Here is a 17654-nt window from a genome sequence, read left to right on the forward strand (position 1 = left end):
CGCCGCGCGCGGGCAGGATGCCGCCGCGGACGACGCATCCGCAGCCGACTGCGACCGGCTGGCCGCGCTGCCGGGTACGGTGCCGGCGTCGCCGGCGTCGCCTTTGCCGACATCGATGCCGAAGCCGCCATGGCCGCCTGTGCGGCCGCGGTGCAGGCCCAGCCGGGCACCGCCCGCTTTGCCTTCCAGTATGCGCGCGCCCTGCACCGCGCCGGCCAGGCGCCGGCCGCCGCCCGACTGTACGAATGGGCGGCCGGCGACGGCTTCGCGCCGGCGCAATATGCGCTCGGCATCATGTTACAGACCGGCGACGGCGTGCCGGCCGACCCGGCGGCGGCGCGCCGCTGGCTGGACGCGGCGGCGGCCCAGGGCTATGCCGCGGACCCTGTCGTCGCGTCGGGCCCGCCGGCGGCCGCAACCCCCGTCGCCGCAGTCGCCGACCCGTCGCCGACCGACCTGCCGGACGGGCTGGAAGCGCTCGCGGACGCCCTCGACGGCGTGCGCCGCGACGCATCGCGCGATCGGTTCGACCTCGATGCGGTGCCGCTGCCGGCCGGCGCGCCGGTCGAGGCCGTCACCGCCTGGGTGGCCGACCAGACCGCGCTGGTGCCCTATCGCGGCAGCCTGCGCGGCGCCCGCGGCACGCTGATCGACCGGACCGGCAACAGCCTGGATCGCGCCCTGCTGCTGGCCGCGCTGCTGTCGGCCGCCGGCTACGAGGTCAGGCTGGCCCGTACCACGCTCGACGCCGCGACGGCCGCGGCGCTGCTCGACGCCTATGCCGCGCCGCCGGACGAGCCGGCGCCGGCGTTGTCCGCCGAAGCGCTCGCGCAACGCCTGACCGCGGCGGCCGGCGGTGCGGTGCCGGACCTGCCCGCGGCGCTGGCGCGCGCGGCAGCCGACGATCGTGCCGTCGCCGACGCCGTGCAGCGGCGTTCGGACGCGATGAGCCGCGACCTGCTCGCCCGGCTCGGCGACGTCGCGGTCGGGACCGCCGCCGCCGACCGCGCCGCCGCGATCGCGGCGTTGCAGGATCACTGGTGGGTCCAGGTCCGACGCACCGGCGGCCTGCTGCCCGGCTGGACCGACGCCGACCCATCGGCCGGCACGGTCGGGCATGTCGACGCGGCGGAAACGCTGTCACCGACCGATCTGCCGACAGCGCTGCAGCACGCGGTCGTGCTGCGCGTGGTGGTGGCGTTCTGGGTCGACGGCGGGCTGCGCGAGGAAACGGTGCTGGAGCACCGGCTGGTGCCGGCGGACCTGCTCGACCGGCCGGTGGTGCTGCGCCAACTGCCGGTCAGCGCGCTGCCGGCGTTCCGGGCGACGCCCGGTGCCGATGCCACCGAGACGGCGCTGGCGGCGGCAACGGAGGCCTGGGTCTGGCAACCGGAACTCAGCATCGGCGGCGAGGTGTTTGCCGACCGTCTGTTCACAACGGCCGGCACGGTGCTGCCGGCGAACGCCGACTCGCTGCGCGAACTCGGCCTCGGACCGACCCTGTTCGGCGACACCAACGCGGTCTCGCAGGATGCGGTCTCGATGCTGAGCGACGAGCCGGTTGCCGCCGAGCCCGTCGCGCCGGACGAGGCCAACGCGCCGGTGCGGGTCGCGGCCGAGTGGCTGGCGATCGAGATCGACGTGCCTGGCGCCGCGCCGGTGCTGCAGCGGCGCACGGTGTTCGACCTGCTCGGCCCGGTCGCACGTTCGGCGTCCCCGGTCCCTGCACCGACGCTCGACCGCGCCGAACGGCAGCGCCGGGCGCTGGCGCTGCTGCGCGAGGTCGACATCCAGATCGCCGGCGCCTCGACGCTGGCCGACTTCGTCCGCGGCGTGCTGGCCCGCGACATGGCGGCGCTGCTGCGCGCATTGGCGCCGGCGCTGCGGGACGGCGCGGAACCGACGGCGGAGCCGACCGTCGGCCTGCCGCGGATCCCGCTGCCGCTCTACCGCTACGCGGCGCTGCGCTTCGCCGGTACCGCCGCCCGGCCTTATCTCGACCGCCCCAACGTCTCGCTGCTGTGGACCGGCCTCGACGGCGAGCGGGCAGACGCGCTGCAGCCTTGGCAACAATACGACATCGTCGCCAACGACGTCGGCGTGGTGGCGGCCGACGGATTTGCGGCACGGCTGGCCCAGGGCGTGCGCGACTCCGTCACCGAGGACGAACTGGCCGGTACCGGGGTTCCCGGCAGCACCGCCTCGCTCTACGAGGCCGGCCTCGCCGCCGGACGGCCTTGGCTGCTGCTCGACCCCGCCGACCCCGGCGCAGTCGGCGGGCTGGCGCTGCCGGACGCGGCACGGGCCGCCATCGCCGCCGACCTTGCCGGCGGCGCCTACGTGGTGGCACCGCCCAGCCCGGTCGAGACGGACGCCGGGCCGAAGGTCGCATGGTGGCGGATCGATGCACGCAGCGGCACGACCCTGGGCATGACCCCGCACGGCGGTGCCGACATGGTCGAGAACGCCTTTCTGGTCGCCCAGGGCGTGCAGACCGGCCTGTGCTTCATGATGCTCGGCAGGGCCATTGCCGGCAACGACGCCGGCGGCGCCGCCGCCGGCATGGCCTGTGCCGCGGGCGGGGTCGGCGGCGCGGTGGCCGGCGGCATCGGCGGCGGCGTGATTGCCATGGTCACGGCGATGCTGGCCACCGGAATCCTGATCGGGACCGGCTAGCCGGCAGGCCTGGGGGGCAAGGTGACCGGAACAATGCGATCGCGACAACCGGCGTCCCTGTCGGGCGTCGTTTCCGGGCGGAACGCCGGCCTGCTGTGCCGGACCGCCGCCCTGGCGTGCGCCGCCATCGTGGCCGCATCGGCGGCGCGCGCCGACGAGAGCGCCGCGGACGCCTGCGACCGGCTGGCGGCGGAGCCCGGCGGCGTGGCGGGCGTGCCGGGCGTCGCGCTTGCGGACATCGACGCCGCGGCCGCGCTGGACGCATGCGCGCAGGCGCTGCGGGACTTCCCCGCCGAACCGCGCCTGGCCTACCAATATGCCCGCGCGCTGGGCGCAGCGGCGACGTGGAGGCGGCGGCGCGGCTCTATGCCTGGGCCGCCGACGACGGCCTGGCCGGCGCGGCCGAGGCGCTGGCGCGGGTACGGGCGGCGGCCGCCGCCGGCGCGGAGCCGGTCGGCGACGATGCGCTGGCCGCGGGCCTGGACCGCGTGGCCGAGGTCCTCGACGCGCTCGGCCGCGACGCCCCGCGCAGCCGCATCGACCCGGTGGCGGTGTTGCAGGCGGCAGGACCGTCGGTCGAGGCGCTGACCGGCTGGGTCGCCGACAACGTGGCGCTGGTCGGCTATCGCGGCAGCCTGCGCGGCGCCCGCGGCGCCTTGCTGGACCGCCACGCCAACAGCCTGGACCGCGCGCTGCTGCTGGCCGAGCTGCTCGGCATGGCCGGATACCAGGTGCGGCTGGCGCACGCGACGTTGGACGCCGCTTCCGCGGCCGCCCTGCGCGATGCCTCCGCCGTCGCCATCGCCGACGACCCGGCGCCGGACCGGGCCGCCACCGTTGCCCGGCTTGCCGAAGCTGCCGGCGACGCGCTGGCGCCGCTGGCCGAAACGGTGGCGCGCGAGACCGAGGGGCAACGCGCGCTGGCCGAGACGGTCGACCGGCGCAGCGACACCATCGCCGCCGATCTGCTGGCAGCACTGGGCGAGCGCGGGACCGGCGCCAGCGGCGACTTCGACGCGGCCCTCGCCGACCATTGGTGGGTCCAGGTCGCCGAGGGCGACGGCTGGGTCGACGCCGATCCGTCCGCAGCACTTGTCGCCGCACCGGCGGCGCAGGAGAGCTTCGCCGCCGACGCCCTGCCGGACGCGCTGCAGCACCGCGTCACCCTGCGGCTGGTGGTCGAGTTCTGGGAGCAGGGGCGCCTGCGCGAGCAGACGGTGATGACCGAGCCGCTGGTCCCGGCCGCGCTGATCGGCCGACCGGTGGTGCTGCGCCACATCCCGATGAGCGCGCCGCCGGCCGCGTCCGTGCTTTCGGACACCCCGGCGGATCTCGCGACGACGGCGCTTGCCGCCGCCGCCGACGCCTGGGTGTGGCAACCGGTGCTGACCGTCGGCGACGAGGCGCTGGAGGAGAACCTGTTCACCACCCGCGGCGAGGTGCTCCCGGCCGGCCCCGAGACGCTGCGTGGCCTGGGCATCGGCACCGGCATCTTCGGCGACCTCGGCGACCGCCTCGGCACCGTGTTCGACGAGCAGCCGGCCGAGCCGGCGTCGCCGCCCGACGAGGCGACCGCGCCGCTGCGGCTGACCGCGGAATGGCTGGAATTCACGGTCGAGGTGCCGGGCGCGCCGGCCGCGGTTCACCGCCGGCCGGTATTCGACCTGATCGGGCCCGCCGCGCGCGCCGCGGGCGTGCCGGCCGCGCCGGCCGTGGGTCCGGCCGAACGGCTGCAGCGGGCGCTCGGCATGATGCGCGAGGTCGACATTCTGGTGACCGGTGCGGCCCTGCCGGCCAGCTTCGTCCGCGCCACGATGGGCCGCGACGCCGCCGCGCTGCTGCGCGCGCTGCCCGCCCTGCTCGGCCAGGGCCCGGATGCGGCGGTGGCGCCGATGGACACCATCCCGCGCATCCAGCTGCCGCTGTACCGCCATGCGCTGCTGCGCCAGGACAGCCGCGCGGACGCGCAGCCGTACCTGGACCGGCCGAACATCGTGCTGGCCTGGAGCGGCTGGGCCGGGACCGGCAGGGACGACCTGCGCGCCACCCTGCTTTATGACATCGTCGAGAACGGCGTCGGCACGCCGGCCGGCGCCGACGGCTTCGCGGCCCGGCTCGCCCAGGGCGTGCGCGACACCGTCGCCGAGGACGCGCTGGCCGGGCCCGGCCCGACCGGCAACGCCGCCGCCCTGTTCGAGGCCGACATGGCCGCAGGCCAGGACTGGGTGGTCGTGCGGCCGGGCGATGCCGGCACGCTGCGTGGCCTGGCGCTGGCAGACGACGTGCGCACCGCCATCGCCGCGCAGACCGAGGCCGGCGCCGTCGTCCTCGCACCGCCGGCGCCGGTCGCCACGCTGGCGGGGCCGCAGGTCGCGTGGTGGCGGATCGACCCGGCGACCGGCACCACCCTCGGCATGAATCTCGCCGGCGGCGCGGCGATGACCGAGCGCGCGGTGCTGCTGGCGCAGGGCGTTCAGGTCGGCGGCTGCTTCGTCGCGCTGGGCATGGCGATCAGCGGCGGCATGGGCGGGGTCGCGGTGGGTGCGGCGCTGTGCATCGCCGGCGGGATCACCAGCGCCGTCGCCATTGTCGACGGCGCGGCGATGGCCGCGCTGATCGGCGCCTCGGTGGCGTTGGGCGGCACGGTCGCCGCCGCCGTTGCCGGCATATGAGACCACGACGCTCCGGCATGCAGCCGGGGCCGACAGCGGAGTTGCGAAAATCTTGAAGCAGGAAGTCAGGTCGCCCTTGCCCCGGCGCGCCACGGTCGCACGGTGCGTTCTTGCCGCGGCCTTCGTCGCCGCATCGGCCGCGCCGCTGGCCGCTGCGACACCGTCGGAGGACTGCGACCGGCTGGCCGCCGCGCCCGACCCGGCTGCGGGCGTGGCCGGGATCGCCCTCGAGGCCATCGACGCCGAAGCCGCGATCGCGGCCTGCGCCCAGGCGCTGCGCGACCATCCGGATTCGTCGCGGCTGGCCTTCCAGTACGGGCGCGCGCTGCAGCGCGACGGCCAGGCCGACGCGGCGGCGCAGCTCTATGCCTGGGCCGCCACCGACGGACTTGCCGACGCCCAATATGCGCTGGGCGTCATGCTGCAGACCGGCGACGGCGTCGCCGCAGACCCGGTCGCGGCCGCGCGCTGGCTGACGGCGGCCGCCGACCAGGGCTTTGCCCCTGCGGCCGAGGCGCTTGCCAGCCCGCCGCCTCCGGTGGCGACTGCCGCCGCGGATGCAGCCGATCCCGGCCTGGTCGCGCTGGCCGACGACCTCGACGGCCTGGCCGGTGCGCTCGATGCATTCGTCCGCGACGCGCCGCGGAGCCGCTTCGATCCGCTGGCAACGGTGCAGGCCGCCGGCCTCTCGGTCGACGCACTGACCGACTGGACCCGGCAGAACATCGTGCTGGTGCCCTATCGCGGCAGCCTGCGGGGCGCCCGCGGCACGCTGATGGACCGCCACGGCAACAGCCTCGACCGGGCGCTGCTGCTCGCCACGATGCTGGCGGACGCCGGCTACGAGGTGCGGCTGGCCCGCGCCGCCCTCTCGGCCGATGCCGCCGCGGCGCTGCGCGACGCTCCGGCGACGGCGGTCGCCGATGCCGCCGATCCGGCCGGCCGGGCGATCCTGGCCACCCAGATGACCGATGCGTCGGCAGACTTCGCGCAGGCGCTGGCCGCCGACGTGGCGGCGGCGCAGGAGCGCGCGCGCGCCGATGCCGCGACCATCGACAGCCGCAGCGCCCGCCTGGCCGATGCGGTGCTCGCCGCGCTTGGCGACGTGTCCGCCGGTGCCGATGCCGGCGCGGATGCCGAGGCCGTCGCCGCCTTGCAGGATCACTGGTGGGTGCAGGTCCGCGACGGCGACGGCTGGGTCGATGCCGATCCCTCCGCGCCGACCGTGGTCGCGCCGCCGCCGCACGAGACGATGGCGCCGGAGGCACTGCCCGACGAACTGCGCCATGCCGTCGCCCTGCGGCTGGTCGTCGAGATCTGGCAGGACGGGCAGCTGCACGAGGAGACCATTCTCGACCATCGCCTGGTCCCCGGCCTGCTCGACGGGCAGGCAATAACGCTGCGCCAGGCGCCCCTGGGCACCCCCCCGGCCCAGCGGCTGCTCGAGCAGCCCGACCCCGTCGCCGCGGTGCTGCAGGCCGCGGCCGACGCCTGGGTCTGGCAGCCGGAGCTGCGCATCGGCGACGAGCTGGTGACGGACCGGCTGTTCACCATGCGCGGCGAGGTGCTGCCCGCCGACCGCGCGACCATGCAGGCGCTCGGCATCGAGCCGACCATGTTCGGCGACTTCGAGCAGCGGGTCGGCGGCCTGTTCGACGACGATGCACCGGAGCCGCAGGCCGCGCCGGACGAAGCCAACGCGCCGGTCCGCATCACCGCCGAGTGGCTGGAGATCGCGGTGGAGCGGCCGGGGGCCGCCGCCGCGGTGCAGCGCCGCACCGTGTTCGACCTGCTCGGCCCGGACGCGCGCGCCAGCGGCGCCGCGCCCGACCTGTCCGCGGCCCAGCGCATGCGGCGCGCGCTGGGGCTGATGCGCGAGGTCGACGTCATGGTGCTCGGGGCGGCGCCGGCGCCCAGCGCGCTGCGGCACGACCTCGCCCGCGACAGCGCGGGGTTGCTGCGGGCCGTGGCTCCGCTGCTGCGGGAGTCTGACCCGACGGCGGCCGGGGCGGCGACCGACCTGCCGCGCATCCAGTTGCCGATGCTGCGCTTCGCCCTCAACCGGTTTGCGCCGTCTGGCGCCACACCCGATCTCTATCTCGACCGACCCAATGTCGTGCTCACCTGGCAGGGAATCGCCGGGACCGGCGCGGCCGACCTGACCGCGAGCCTGCTGTTCGACATCGTCGCCAACGACGTGGCGGTGTCCGGCGCGGACGCCTTTGCCAGCCGGGTCGCGCAGGGCGTGCGCGACACCGTGGTCGAGGACACGCTGGCCGGCGACGGCGCCATCGGCAATGCGGCGGCGCTGCACGAGGCCGACCTGGCCGCCGGCCGCGGCTGGCAGCGGCTCATTTCGCCCGATCCGGCCGCGCTGGCGGCCTTCGATCTGCCGCCGGAGGCAACGGCCGCGATCGCACGCGACCTGGCCGACGGTGCCGTCGTCCTGCTGCCGCCCGGCGCGACCGCGGGCCCGGCCGGGCCGCTGGCGGCCTGGTGGCGCGTCGACCCGGCCACCGGCACGACCCTGGGCATGAACCCGGCCGGCGGTGCGGTGATGACCGAAGAGGCCTTTCTGGTCTGGTTCCAGGGCATCCAGGTCGGCGGCTGCTTCGCACTGATGGCGCTGACGATCGCCGCCGGCATGCCCGGTGCCTATGCCGGCGCCGCCATCTGCGTGGCCGGCGGCATTACCGGCGCGGTCGCGGGTGGCATCGGTGGCTTCGTCCTGTCCGGTGCGAGTTCGCTGATCGGCGGCGTCGTCGCGGTGATTGCCGGCTGAACCGGCGGTCGACCACAGGGGCGGCCGCAGCGGCGCGCGCAGGCAGTGAGGGCGGACGGAATGCGGTGCAGGCGGGGGATCTGGTTGTTGCTGGCCGGGCTCGTGGTCCTGGCGGCGGATCGGGCGACGGCCGCCTGCATCGCCGAGGTCGAGCCCAACGACGCCATGGCCGACGCCCAGGCCGTCGCCGAAGCGTTCTGCGTGGCCGGTTCGGTCGACGGACCGGACCAGGACACCCTGCTGTGGCAGGTCGACGAGGCAGCCACCTGGCAGCTGTCGCTGCAGGGCCTGCCCGGCCAGCAGGCCCACCTGCAGCTGTTCGCCCTGTTCTTCGCCGACGACGGCACCACCGCGATCCAGGCCGAGACGCTGGCGGACATCGCCGCCGACGGCGCGGCGGAGACGCCGCCAGCGGTGCTGCTGCCCGGGCGCTACGGCGTCCTCGTATCCAGCGACACCGGCGCCCTGTTCTACCGGCTCAACGCCGTGGCGACGCCGGCGCCGCTGCCGCAGCCGGAGCCGCCGGGCGCGCAGGCCGGCGCCTTCGCGCTGACCGCCGCGGCAACCGCCCAGGTCGAGGTGCCGTGGACGCTCGATGCGGACGCCGCCGCCATGCGCTGGTCCTTGACGGCGACCGGCCCGCTCGGCGTGCCGCTGTTCGTCCAGCTGCGCGACGCAGACGGCCTGGTCCTGGTCAACGCGGTCGCGGCGGATGCCGCCGGCACGGTGCGCATCGCCGACCTCGGCCTCGCCGCCGGCGACTACACCATCGTCGCGCTCGGCGCGCCGGAGGGCTCGGCCCTGGCCATCGCCGCCGCGGCCGAGGGCGCCCGCGCGCCGGACCGCGAGGAGGAACCCAACGACGACGCCGACCGCGCCTTCCCGGTCGCGGCCGGCGTGGCGCTGGCCGGCCGGCTGATCGGCTCGATCGCGGCCGAGGACAGCGACTGCTTCGCCATCGCGGTCGACGCCGCCGGGGCCGGCCGGCGCTACGACATCGCGGCGCGCGCGCCGGACGGTGCCGGCCTGACCCTCGCCTTCGTCGGCGCCGACGGCATGCCGGCGCAGCAGCGCCGCGGCGACGGCGCCGTGCGCATCGCCGACGCCACGCTGGCCGAGGGGCGCCATGTCGTCTGCCTGTCCGGCAGCCTGCCGGTCGATGCCGGCTACGTGCTGACCGTCGCCGACCGCGGGGCCCCGGTGGCCGGCGCCGAGATCGAGCCGAACGACGACGCCGCCAATGCCGGCCGCCTCGCCGACGACGGCGCAGCATTCGGCACGCTGGACGGCGACGACGTCGACGCGTTCCGCTTCGCGGTCGACGGCGCGGCGCAGCTGTGGCTGGTCCAGGCGGCCGGCGAAGGGCTGCAGCGGCTGACGCTCTACGATTCCACCGCCACGCCGGTGGCGGAAGCGTCCGATCCGGACGGCACGGCCCTGCTGCGCATCGCCGACCTGCCGCTGGCGGCAGGCGACTATGTCGTCGAGGTCGCCGGCCGCGACGGCCGCTATCTGCTGCGGGCGACCGCGACCGGACCGGCCAACCGCACCACCGACCCCGACGCGGTGCCGGAGCAGGAGCCGAACGGGTCGGCGGTCGATGGCATGGCGCTGGCCGGGGGTCGCGCCGTCGAGGGCCGGCTCGCCGACGCCGCCGACATCGACGTCTACCGGCTGTCGCTGGCCAACGACACCCATGTGCGGCTGGCCATCGACCTGCCCGGCGCGGTCGGGCTGCAGGCGACGCTGAGCTGGGGCGAGACCGGCTTCGACCTCGGCAGCCTGGGCGCCTCCGCCACGGCGGACGAGACCCGCACGGTCTCCTGGGACGGCCTGCTGCCGGCCGGCGAAATCTATCTTGCGCTCAGCTCCTACGACGCGGCGGCGACGCCATATCGGCTGACCGCGGAGCAGGCCTCCTATTTCGCGTTGCCGGCAGACCTGGAGCCGAACGACCGCTGGTGGCAGGCCGCGCCGTTGCCGGCCGACGGCCGCATCGCCGGCACCCTCGGCGCGCAGGAGGGCGACTGGTACCGCCTGCCGCCGCTGGCCGCGGCGACCACGCTGTCGCTGACGCCCGATGCGCCGGGCGGCGCACTCGACCGCGCCTTCGTCCGCGTGGCGCAGGCGATCGACCTGCCCGGCAGCTGGCCGCCCGACGACGTGACGACCCTGGTCGCGCTGACCTTCGACGGCACCGCCTGGACCGCCGAGCTGCCCGCCGCCGACCGGCTGTTCCTGGCCATCGAGGCGGCGGAGGGGCCCTATGCCGGAACGGTGGCGCTGGCCGGCACCGCCGCGGCGGCAACGCCGCCCGACGTGCTGCGGGCCGAACTGACGCTGGACAGCGCCACCGTCGCCGCCTTCGTGCCGCAGGCGCAGTCCGTCGCCGGCTCCCTGCGCCTGGCCAACGCCGGCGGCAGCCCGCTGGACGTCACGCTGCACGCCCATCTCGGCGACAGCCAGTGGCGGCTGGCGCTGCCGCCCGGTCCGGTGGCGCTGGCGGCCGGCGCCGACGTCGCGCTGCCCGTCGCGCTGACCGTGGCGCCGCTCGCCGCCGACAACGGGCCGGTGCAGGTGGAAATCGCGGCCAGCGCCGACGGCACCGCCCCGGCGGTGGCCGGGGCGTCGATCGCGCCGGCCGTCGGCGCCGTCGTCGTCGGTCCGCAGCGCGCCTGGCGGCTGCCGGACCCGCTGCTCGGCGGCGTCGATGTCGCCTGGGCGGCGCTCGGCGCCGTCACCGTCGACGGCCGGCCGGAAATGACCGACGGCTTCGTCAACGCGATCGGCACCGCGCAGATCGCCGGCTACGAGCTGGCCACGGTCCAGCCGACGGTCGACCTGGCCGGCGACGCGCCGGTGGACCTGATAGGCTTCGCCCTGGACCCCGGCAGCCTGCCGGTCGAGGACCGGCTGCGCGACTTCGCCATCGAAACCTCGCTGGACGGCGCGGCCTACACACAGGCGCTGCGCGGCACGCTGTCGCCGCGGCCGGGCTTGCAGGGCTTCGTGCTGCCGGCGCCGGTGGCCGCCCGCTTCGTCAGGCTGGTGCCGCTCAGCAACCAGGCACGCGGCTCCTATGTCACCCTGGCCGAGCTGCAGGCCATCGCCGCGCCCGACGCGTTGCCGTCCGACCTGGTCGGCGATGGCGGGCCCGACATTGCCCGGCCGGACCTGGGCGGCCACGTGGTCTGGCGGCTGCCGCAGGCCGACGACGGCGTCGACATCGCCGCCGATGCACCGGCGGATGCGGCCGCGGCGGAATGGGTGATCGGCTTCGCCCACGGCCGCGCCGCGCGGATTGCCGGCTTCGCCTGGCAGGACGACCCGGCGGCGCCGGCCGAGACGCTGGCCGGTGCCGTCGCCCTTGCCGCCTCGGCGGATTCGGCGACCGGGCCCTGGCAGGACATCGGCCGCTGGCCGCTGCCCGCCGCCGGACCGCTGCGGTTCGACGCGCCGGTCTGGGCCCGCTATCTCCGCGTCACCGCCTTTGCCGCCGCTGGCGCCACCCGCATGGCGTATCCGCAGCATGTCGCGGTCACCGAGGCGCCGGTCGGCGACGACTACCGCTCGATCCTCGGCAGCTGGGGCGACGACGGGGCCGCGGCCGCGTTCGAGTGGACTCATCCGGAGGCGATTGCGACCGGGCCGCTGCCGCCGGCGGCCGGACCGGGCCCACGCCCGCTGCCGTTCAACGAGACGCGGACCGGGCTGCTCGCCGGCGCCGATGCCCGCGACAGCTTCGTCGTCGACGTGCCCGACGGCATGGACCGACTGGCGCTGACCGTCGACGAGCCGTCGGGCGGCCGCGTCGGCATCGCGATGACCGCGGCCGACGGCAGCGCGGCAGCGCTGGAGCGCACCGAGGCCACGGCGCAGCACACCCGCTACGTCGCGCCGGTCGCACCCGGCGCCTACACGGTGACGCTGTTCCAGCCGCCGGCCGCGGTCGCCGTGCTGTGGGACACCAGCGGCAGCGTGCAGCAGCTGCAGCCGGTGATGCGGGCGGCGCTGGCCGACCTGATCAACCGGCTCGACCCGGCGCGCACCGCGCTGAACCTGTTCCCGTTCCGTGGCGAGGTGGCACCGCTGCTCGGCGACTTCACCGCCGACCGGCGGGCGCTGAACCGCGCGCTCGCCGCCTATGACTGGCTCGACAGCTCCAGCGACGTCGAGCTGGTGATGTCCGCCGCCACCGAGGCGCTGTTCCAGGCCGACGGCCGCCGCGCCGTCGTGCTGCTGACCGACGGCGAGAGCGAGCCGAGCCCGCTGGCCAGCGAGCTGTGGCAGCGGCTGGCGGCGCAGCGGCCCGCCGTCTACGGCCTGCTGATGCCGTCGATCGTGCCGGGTGAAGACCGCTGGCGGCCGGCCGGGCTGCTGCGCGACTGGACGCTCGCCACCGGTGGGTTCGACCTGGCCGTCGCCGCCTCGATCGGCGACTACCAGACGGCGTGGCGGCGCCTCGCCGCCGTGCTGGAGGCGCCGATGGCCTATGGCCTGACCGCCGGCATCCCGCCGGAACCGGGACCGGCCGAGACGGGGCGCGGCAGCATTGCGGTGGTCGCCGGCGACGACGGCACCGCGCTGTCGGCAGCGAGCTACGGAGCGGTGGAGGTGCTGCTCGACGTCTCCGGCAGCATGCTGCAGCGCACGCCGGACGGCCGGCGCATCGCTGTGGCCCAGGCCACCCTCGCCCGGCTGGCCGGCGAGATCGTGCCCGCCGGCGCGCCGTTCGCGCTGCGGCTGTTCGGTCAGGGCGCGGAGGGTAGCTGCGACACCACGCTGGCGGTGCCGCCCGGCCCGCTCGATCCTGTCGCCGCGCAGGCGGCCATCGCCGGGCTGCAGCCGGTCGACGGCGCGCGCACGCCGATCGCCCAGGCGCTGGCGCTGGTCGCCGAGGACCTGGCGGCCGCGACGCCGCCGCGGCTGGTGATCCTGGTCACCGACGGCGAGGAGACCTGCGACGGCGACCCCGCTGCCGAGATCGCACGCCTGGCCGAGGCCGGGATCGAGACACGCATCAACATCGTCGGCTTCGCCGTCGACGACGCCGGACTGGCCGACACCTTCCGCGCCTGGGCCGCCGCTTCGGGCGGCGTGTACCTGCAGGCCGAGGATTCCGCCAGCTTCGACCGGGCAATCGCCGATGCGATGCGGCCGCTGTGTGCGATCCGCGGCGCGGACGGAGCCGATGTCGCCACCGTCGCCGTCGGCGGCCCACCGGCGGAGGTGCCTGCCGGCCGTTACGCGGTGACCTGCGGCGAGGCCGAGCCGATTCCGGCCAGCGTAGCCGACGGCGAGGCCGCGACCGTGCGCCTGCCCTGAGCGGGCTGCACTACAGCGTCTTGTACATCACCGTGGTGGCGTCCAGCCGCTCGGCGAACGGGTCGCGGCAATAGCCGGGGATGGTGCCGGCCACCTGGTAGCCGAGCGCGGCGTAGAGCGGCTCGGCGGCGTCGCCGGTGCGGGTGTCGAGCACGAGCAGGCTGCGGCCGCGCGCCCGCGCCGCGTCCTCCAGCGCCAGCATCAGGGCGCGGGCGATGCCGCGGCGGCGCGCGTCGGGATGGACCAGCAGCTTGGAGACCTCGGCGCGGTGGCGGCCGTTGGCCGGGGTGTCGCAGCCGAGCTGGCCTGAGCCGACGATCCGGCCGCCTTCCTCCGCCACCAGCAGCACGCGGCTGCCGGCCTGCACCGCCGGCAGCACCTTGTCGCGCCAGAACGCCGCCGCTTCCGCGAGCGGGCACGGCATCACGAAGCCGATGCTGGCGCCGGCATGGACGCAGGCGTGCAGCAGGCCGGCCAGCGCGTCCAGCCGCGCGGCCGTCTGCTCGGCATCGAGAGCGCGGATGGCGAGCGAGGCGCGTCCCCTACCCGGCGAAGCGCGCCTCGGGCACGCCGCGGATGCCGAGGCCGGTGATGCGGAACAGGCTGCCGCGCAGCGGGCCGTCGCCGGGGAAGCGCGGCAGCGGCGGGCGGGCCATCGAGGTGACGTAGAGCTCGTCCATGTCGGGGCCGCCGAACATCACGCTGGTCACCTTCTTCACCGGCATGTCGATGCGGCGGTCGAGCGAGCCGTCGGGCGCATAGCGCAGCAGGTAGCCGGCATAGACCAGCGCGGTCCAGACGCAGCCCTCGGCGTCGACGGTGGCGCCGTCATAGGCGCCGTACTGGCCGGTCAGTTCGGCGCCGAGGTCCTTCACCCGGGTGAAGCAGCGCTTGTTCGACGGCGTGCCGCTGGCGGTGTCGTAGTCGTAGACCGAGATCTCGCCCGACCAGGTGTCGGTGAAATAGAAGGTGCGGCCGTCGGGGCTGAAGCACGGGCCGTTCGAGCAGATGATGCCGCCCTCCAGCTTGGTCACCGACAGGTCGGGGTCGAGGCGGTACAGCGCGCCGACGCCGTCGTCCTCGTTCATGTCCATCGAGCCGACCAGGAAGCGGCCCTGGCGGTCGACCTTGCCGTCGTTCAGCCGCGTGCTGGGCAGGTCGGCTTCAGGGTCGGCGATCGGCGTGCAGTCGCCGCTGTCGAAGTCGAGGGCATGCAGCCCGGTGCGCAGCGAGACGATGGCGCCGCCGCCCTTGCGCAGCGCCATCGAGCCGATCTTCTCCGGCACCTCCCAGGCGCGCACCTCCGAGCCGTCGGGCGCGCAGCGGAACACCTTGGCGCCGAAGCTGTCGATCCAGTACAGCCGCTGTTCGTCGACGTCCCACAGCGGCCCCTCGCCCAGCTCGGTCTTCACGTCGACCAGCACTTCGATGTTCATCGTTCTCCTCCCCGGTTGCCCCTTGCGGCAAAGGCTGACGCCGGCCGGCGCCTAGAAGCCAACCGCGTCGCCACCCTTCAGCGACAGCATCTCGCGCGCCTCGTCCGGCGTCGCCACCTCCAGCGACAGGCCTTCCAGCACGTGGCGGATCATGCGGACCTGCTGGGCGTTGGATTCGGCCAGCTTGCCGGGGCCGGCCCACAGCGAATCCTCCAGCCCGACGCGGACGTTGCTGCCCATGCTGGCGCCCATCGTCGCCAGCGGGATCTGGTGGCGGCCGGCGGCGAGGATCGACCAGTGATAGTCGTCGCCGAACAGCCGGTCGGCGGTCCGCTTCATGTGCATCAGGTCCTCGGGATGGGTGCCGATGCCGCCGAGGATGCCGAACACCGACTGGATGAACATCGGCGGCTTGACCAGCCCGCGGTCGCGGAAATGGGCCAGGTTGTACAGATGCGAGATGTCGTAGCACTCGAACTCGAAGCGGGTGCGGTTGCCGGAACAGGTGGTCAGCACCGTCTCGATGTCCTGAAAGGTGTTCTTGAACACCAGGTCGCGGCTGTTGACCAGGTGCTGGCGTTCCCAGTCGTGCTTGAACTCCTTGAAACGTTCCAGCATCGGGAACAGGCCGAAGTTCATCGAGCCCATGTTCAGCGAGGCGACCTCCGGCTGCAGCTCGGCCGCCGGACGCAGGCGCTCGGCCACGGTCATGGTCGGCGCGCCGCCGGTGGTCAGGTTGATCACCGCGTCGCAGGCCTGCTTGATCCGCGGCAGGAACTGCATGAACACCGCCGGGTCCTGGGTCGGCCGGCCGTCGTTGGGGTCGCGCGCGTGCAGGTGGATGATCGCCGCGCCGGCCTCGGCCGCGCCGATCGCGGCCTCGGCGATCTCGGTCGGCGTCACCGGCAGGGCGGCCGACATCGACGGCGTGTGGATCGCCCCCGTCACGGCGCAGGTGATGATGACCTTGCGTTTTGCTGCCATGTCGGCGGTCTCCTACTTCCCGTACTTGCTGTCCATCGCGCGCTTGTGGGCGACCAGGCCCATCAGCCGGCGGTCGCGCCACAGCGCGCGCTCGCCCAGCCTGTCGCGCGGCACCTTCTTCGCCCGCTCGGCCTGGATCGAGTCGGCCAGCGGGCCGACCCAGTCCACTCGCCTTGTCTGGCTGGGAAAGATGCCGGCGTAAAGCGGCTCGTAGCGCGCGGCATAGTCGGCCAGGCCGCCCGGCGCATTGAGGTCGATGGTCTCGAACGGGCCCATGAACGACCAGCGCAGCCCGATGCCGTCCTTCAGCGCGATGTCGACGTCCTCGGCGCCGACCACGCCGTCGGCGACCAGCCGGAACGCCTCGTGCAGCAGCGCGCCCTGCAGCCGGTTCATCACGAAGCCTTCGATCTCCTTGCCCATGACGATCGGCGCCTGGCCGACCCGGCGCATCAGCGCGGCGGTACGCTCCATCACCGCCCTGTCGGTCCACGGCGCCGGCACCAGCTCGACGGCCGGCACCACGAAGGGCGGATTGATCGGATGGGCGACCAGGCAGCGCCGGCCGCCGGCCAATCCCTCGGTGAAGCTGGACGGCAACAGGCCGGAGGTGGAACTGGCCAGCACGGTGTCGGGCCCCGCGGCCGCGTCCAGCCCGCGCCAGACCTCGCGCTTGATCTCGAGGATCTCGGGCGTGCTCTCCTGCACGTGGACCGCGCCGTCGACCGCATCCGCCAGGCCGGTCGCGGCCCGCATGCGCCCCCGCACCGAGGCCGCGTCGCCGCCGGCCAGCAGGTCCTGCGCCTCCAGGTCGGGCAGCAGCGCGTCGACCGCCTTCAGCGAGGCCGCGGCGGCGCCGTCGACGCTGTCGTACAGCACGACGTCGCATCCGGCGCGCGCGAACACGATGGCCCAGGCCCGGCCGATCAGGCCGCCGCCGACGAGACCGACCTTTTCGGCCATGACAGTTCTCCTCCCTACAGCGAGATCACGCCGGCGCAGACGCTGAGCGCCTGCCCGGTGATGTTGGCGCCGGCCGGCGAGCACAGGAACAGCGCCGTGTTGGCGATGTCGCGGGCGGTGACCATCTTCTTCATCGCCACCTTCGACAGGTTGCGCGTGCGCATCTCCTCGAAGCTGACGCCCTCCTCCGCCGCGCGGGCGGCGATCACCCGGTCGATGCGCGGGCCCTCGACGATGCCCGGCTGGATGCAGTTCACCCGGATGCCGTCCGGGCCCAGCTCGATCGCTAGGCTCTCGGTCATGCCGACGATCGCCCACTTGGTCGCCGAATAGGGCAGCCGCCGGGCGAAGCCCAGCCGCCCGGCAACCGACGACAGCGCGACGATCGAGGCGTCCGACGACCGCTTCAGCAGCGGCACCGCCCGGCGCAGGCAATAGAACTGGCCATTCAGGTTGATGTCGACCGTACGCCGCCAGTCGTCCGGGTCCATCGCCTCCACCGTGGTGGTCGGGCCGGCGATTCCGGCGTTGTTGATCAGCACGTCGAGCCCGCCGAGCTCGCGCTCGAGCTGGTCGAACATGGCGTCGACATCGGCCTGGTCGGCAACGTCGCAATGGGTCGTCAGCGCCGCGGGGTGCGCGGCCTTGAATGCCACCAGCGCCGCCTCGTCGATATCGCAGACGAACACGCGCGCGCCGTTGCGCAGGAAGCCCTCGGCGATCTCGCGGCCGATGCCGGCGGCGCCGGCGGTGACCAGCACGCGCAGGCCGGGGCGGGGGCGGAACTCGTCGGCGGGTTCGGTCATGTCCTGTCTC

At 75.0% G+C, this 17654-nt stretch carries 9 protein-coding genes; 4 read left to right on the forward strand and 5 right to left on the reverse strand.

Annotated features, from left to right (window positions below):
- The first annotated feature begins 129 nt into the window (after positions 1-129).
- The 4 genes from R3F55_00650 (at position 130) to R3F55_00665 (ending at position 13455) form a co-directional block, all read left to right on the forward strand.
- Positions 130-2676 (forward strand): hypothetical protein, encoded by a 2547-nt coding sequence (locus tag R3F55_00650; GenBank protein ID MEZ5665953.1) that lies wholly within the window; start codon positions 130-132, stop codon positions 2674-2676.
- Between the two features lie 344 nt (positions 2677-3020).
- Positions 3021-5348 carry a hypothetical protein gene (locus tag R3F55_00655; protein MEZ5665954.1) on the forward strand — a complete coding sequence of 776 codons (2328 nt, stop codon included), beginning with the start codon at positions 3021-3023 and terminating at the stop codon, positions 5346-5348.
- 52 nt (positions 5349-5400) lie between these two features.
- The gene (locus R3F55_00660) at positions 5401-8130 is read left to right on the forward strand and encodes a hypothetical protein (GenBank protein ID MEZ5665955.1); all 2730 of its coding nucleotides are present in this window, start codon (positions 5401-5403) and stop codon (positions 8128-8130) included.
- Positions 8131-8217: 87 nt separating this feature from the next.
- Positions 8218-13455, forward strand: coding sequence for a VWA domain-containing protein (locus R3F55_00665; GenBank protein ID MEZ5665956.1), 5238 nt, complete (start codon positions 8218-8220; stop codon positions 13453-13455).
- A 10-nt stretch (positions 13456-13465) separates the two neighbouring features.
- On the opposite strand, the gene R3F55_00670 is transcribed toward R3F55_00665, so the two are convergent.
- The 5 genes from R3F55_00670 to R3F55_00690 form a co-directional block, all read right to left on the reverse strand.
- Positions 13466-13879 carry a GNAT family N-acetyltransferase gene (locus R3F55_00670; GenBank protein ID MEZ5665957.1) on the reverse strand — a complete coding sequence of 138 codons (414 nt, stop codon included), beginning with the start codon at positions 13877-13879 and terminating at the stop codon, positions 13466-13468.
- 118 nt (positions 13880-13997) lie between these two features.
- Positions 13998-14891: an SMP-30/gluconolactonase/LRE family protein gene (locus R3F55_00675; GenBank protein ID MEZ5665958.1), complete on the reverse strand. Its 894-nt coding sequence runs from the start codon at positions 14889-14891 to the stop codon at positions 13998-14000.
- Between the two features lie 51 nt (positions 14892-14942).
- Complete coding sequence (locus R3F55_00680) at positions 14943-15875, reverse strand: 3-keto-5-aminohexanoate cleavage protein (protein MEZ5665959.1); 933 nt, start codon at positions 15873-15875, stop codon at positions 14943-14945.
- 12 nt (positions 15876-15887) lie between these two features.
- Complete coding sequence (locus tag R3F55_00685; protein MEZ5665960.1) at positions 15888-16838, reverse strand: 3-hydroxyacyl-CoA dehydrogenase; 951 nt, start codon at positions 16836-16838, stop codon at positions 15888-15890.
- A gap of 14 nt (positions 16839-16852) precedes the next feature.
- The gene (locus R3F55_00690; protein ID MEZ5665961.1) at positions 16853-17644 is read right to left on the reverse strand and encodes an SDR family oxidoreductase; all 792 of its coding nucleotides are present in this window, start codon (positions 17642-17644) and stop codon (positions 16853-16855) included.
- Between the last annotated feature and the right edge of the window lie 10 nt (positions 17645-17654).

It is taken from the genome of Alphaproteobacteria bacterium (assembly GCA_041396705.1).
GTDB lineage: Bacteria > Pseudomonadota > Alphaproteobacteria > CALKHQ01 > CALKHQ01 > CALKHQ01.

Coding starts and splice junctions, on each gene's coding strand:
- R3F55_00650 (MEZ5665953.1), top strand. CDS start 130: ATGGCCGCCTGTGCGGCCGCGGTGCAGGCCCAGCCGGGCACCGCCCGC.
- R3F55_00670 (MEZ5665957.1), bottom strand. CDS start 13,879: ATGCCGTGCCCGCTCGCGGAAGCGGCGGCGTTCTGGCGCGACAAGGTG.
- R3F55_00675 (MEZ5665958.1), bottom strand. CDS start 14,891: ATGAACATCGAAGTGCTGGTCGACGTGAAGACCGAGCTGGGCGAGGGG.
- R3F55_00680 (MEZ5665959.1), bottom strand. CDS start 15,875: ATGGCAGCAAAACGCAAGGTCATCATCACCTGCGCCGTGACGGGGGCG.
- R3F55_00685 (MEZ5665960.1), bottom strand. CDS start 16,838: ATGGCCGAAAAGGTCGGTCTCGTCGGCGGCGGCCTGATCGGCCGGGCC.
- R3F55_00690 (MEZ5665961.1), bottom strand. CDS start 17,644: ATGACCGAACCCGCCGACGAGTTCCGCCCCCGCCCCGGCCTGCGCGTG.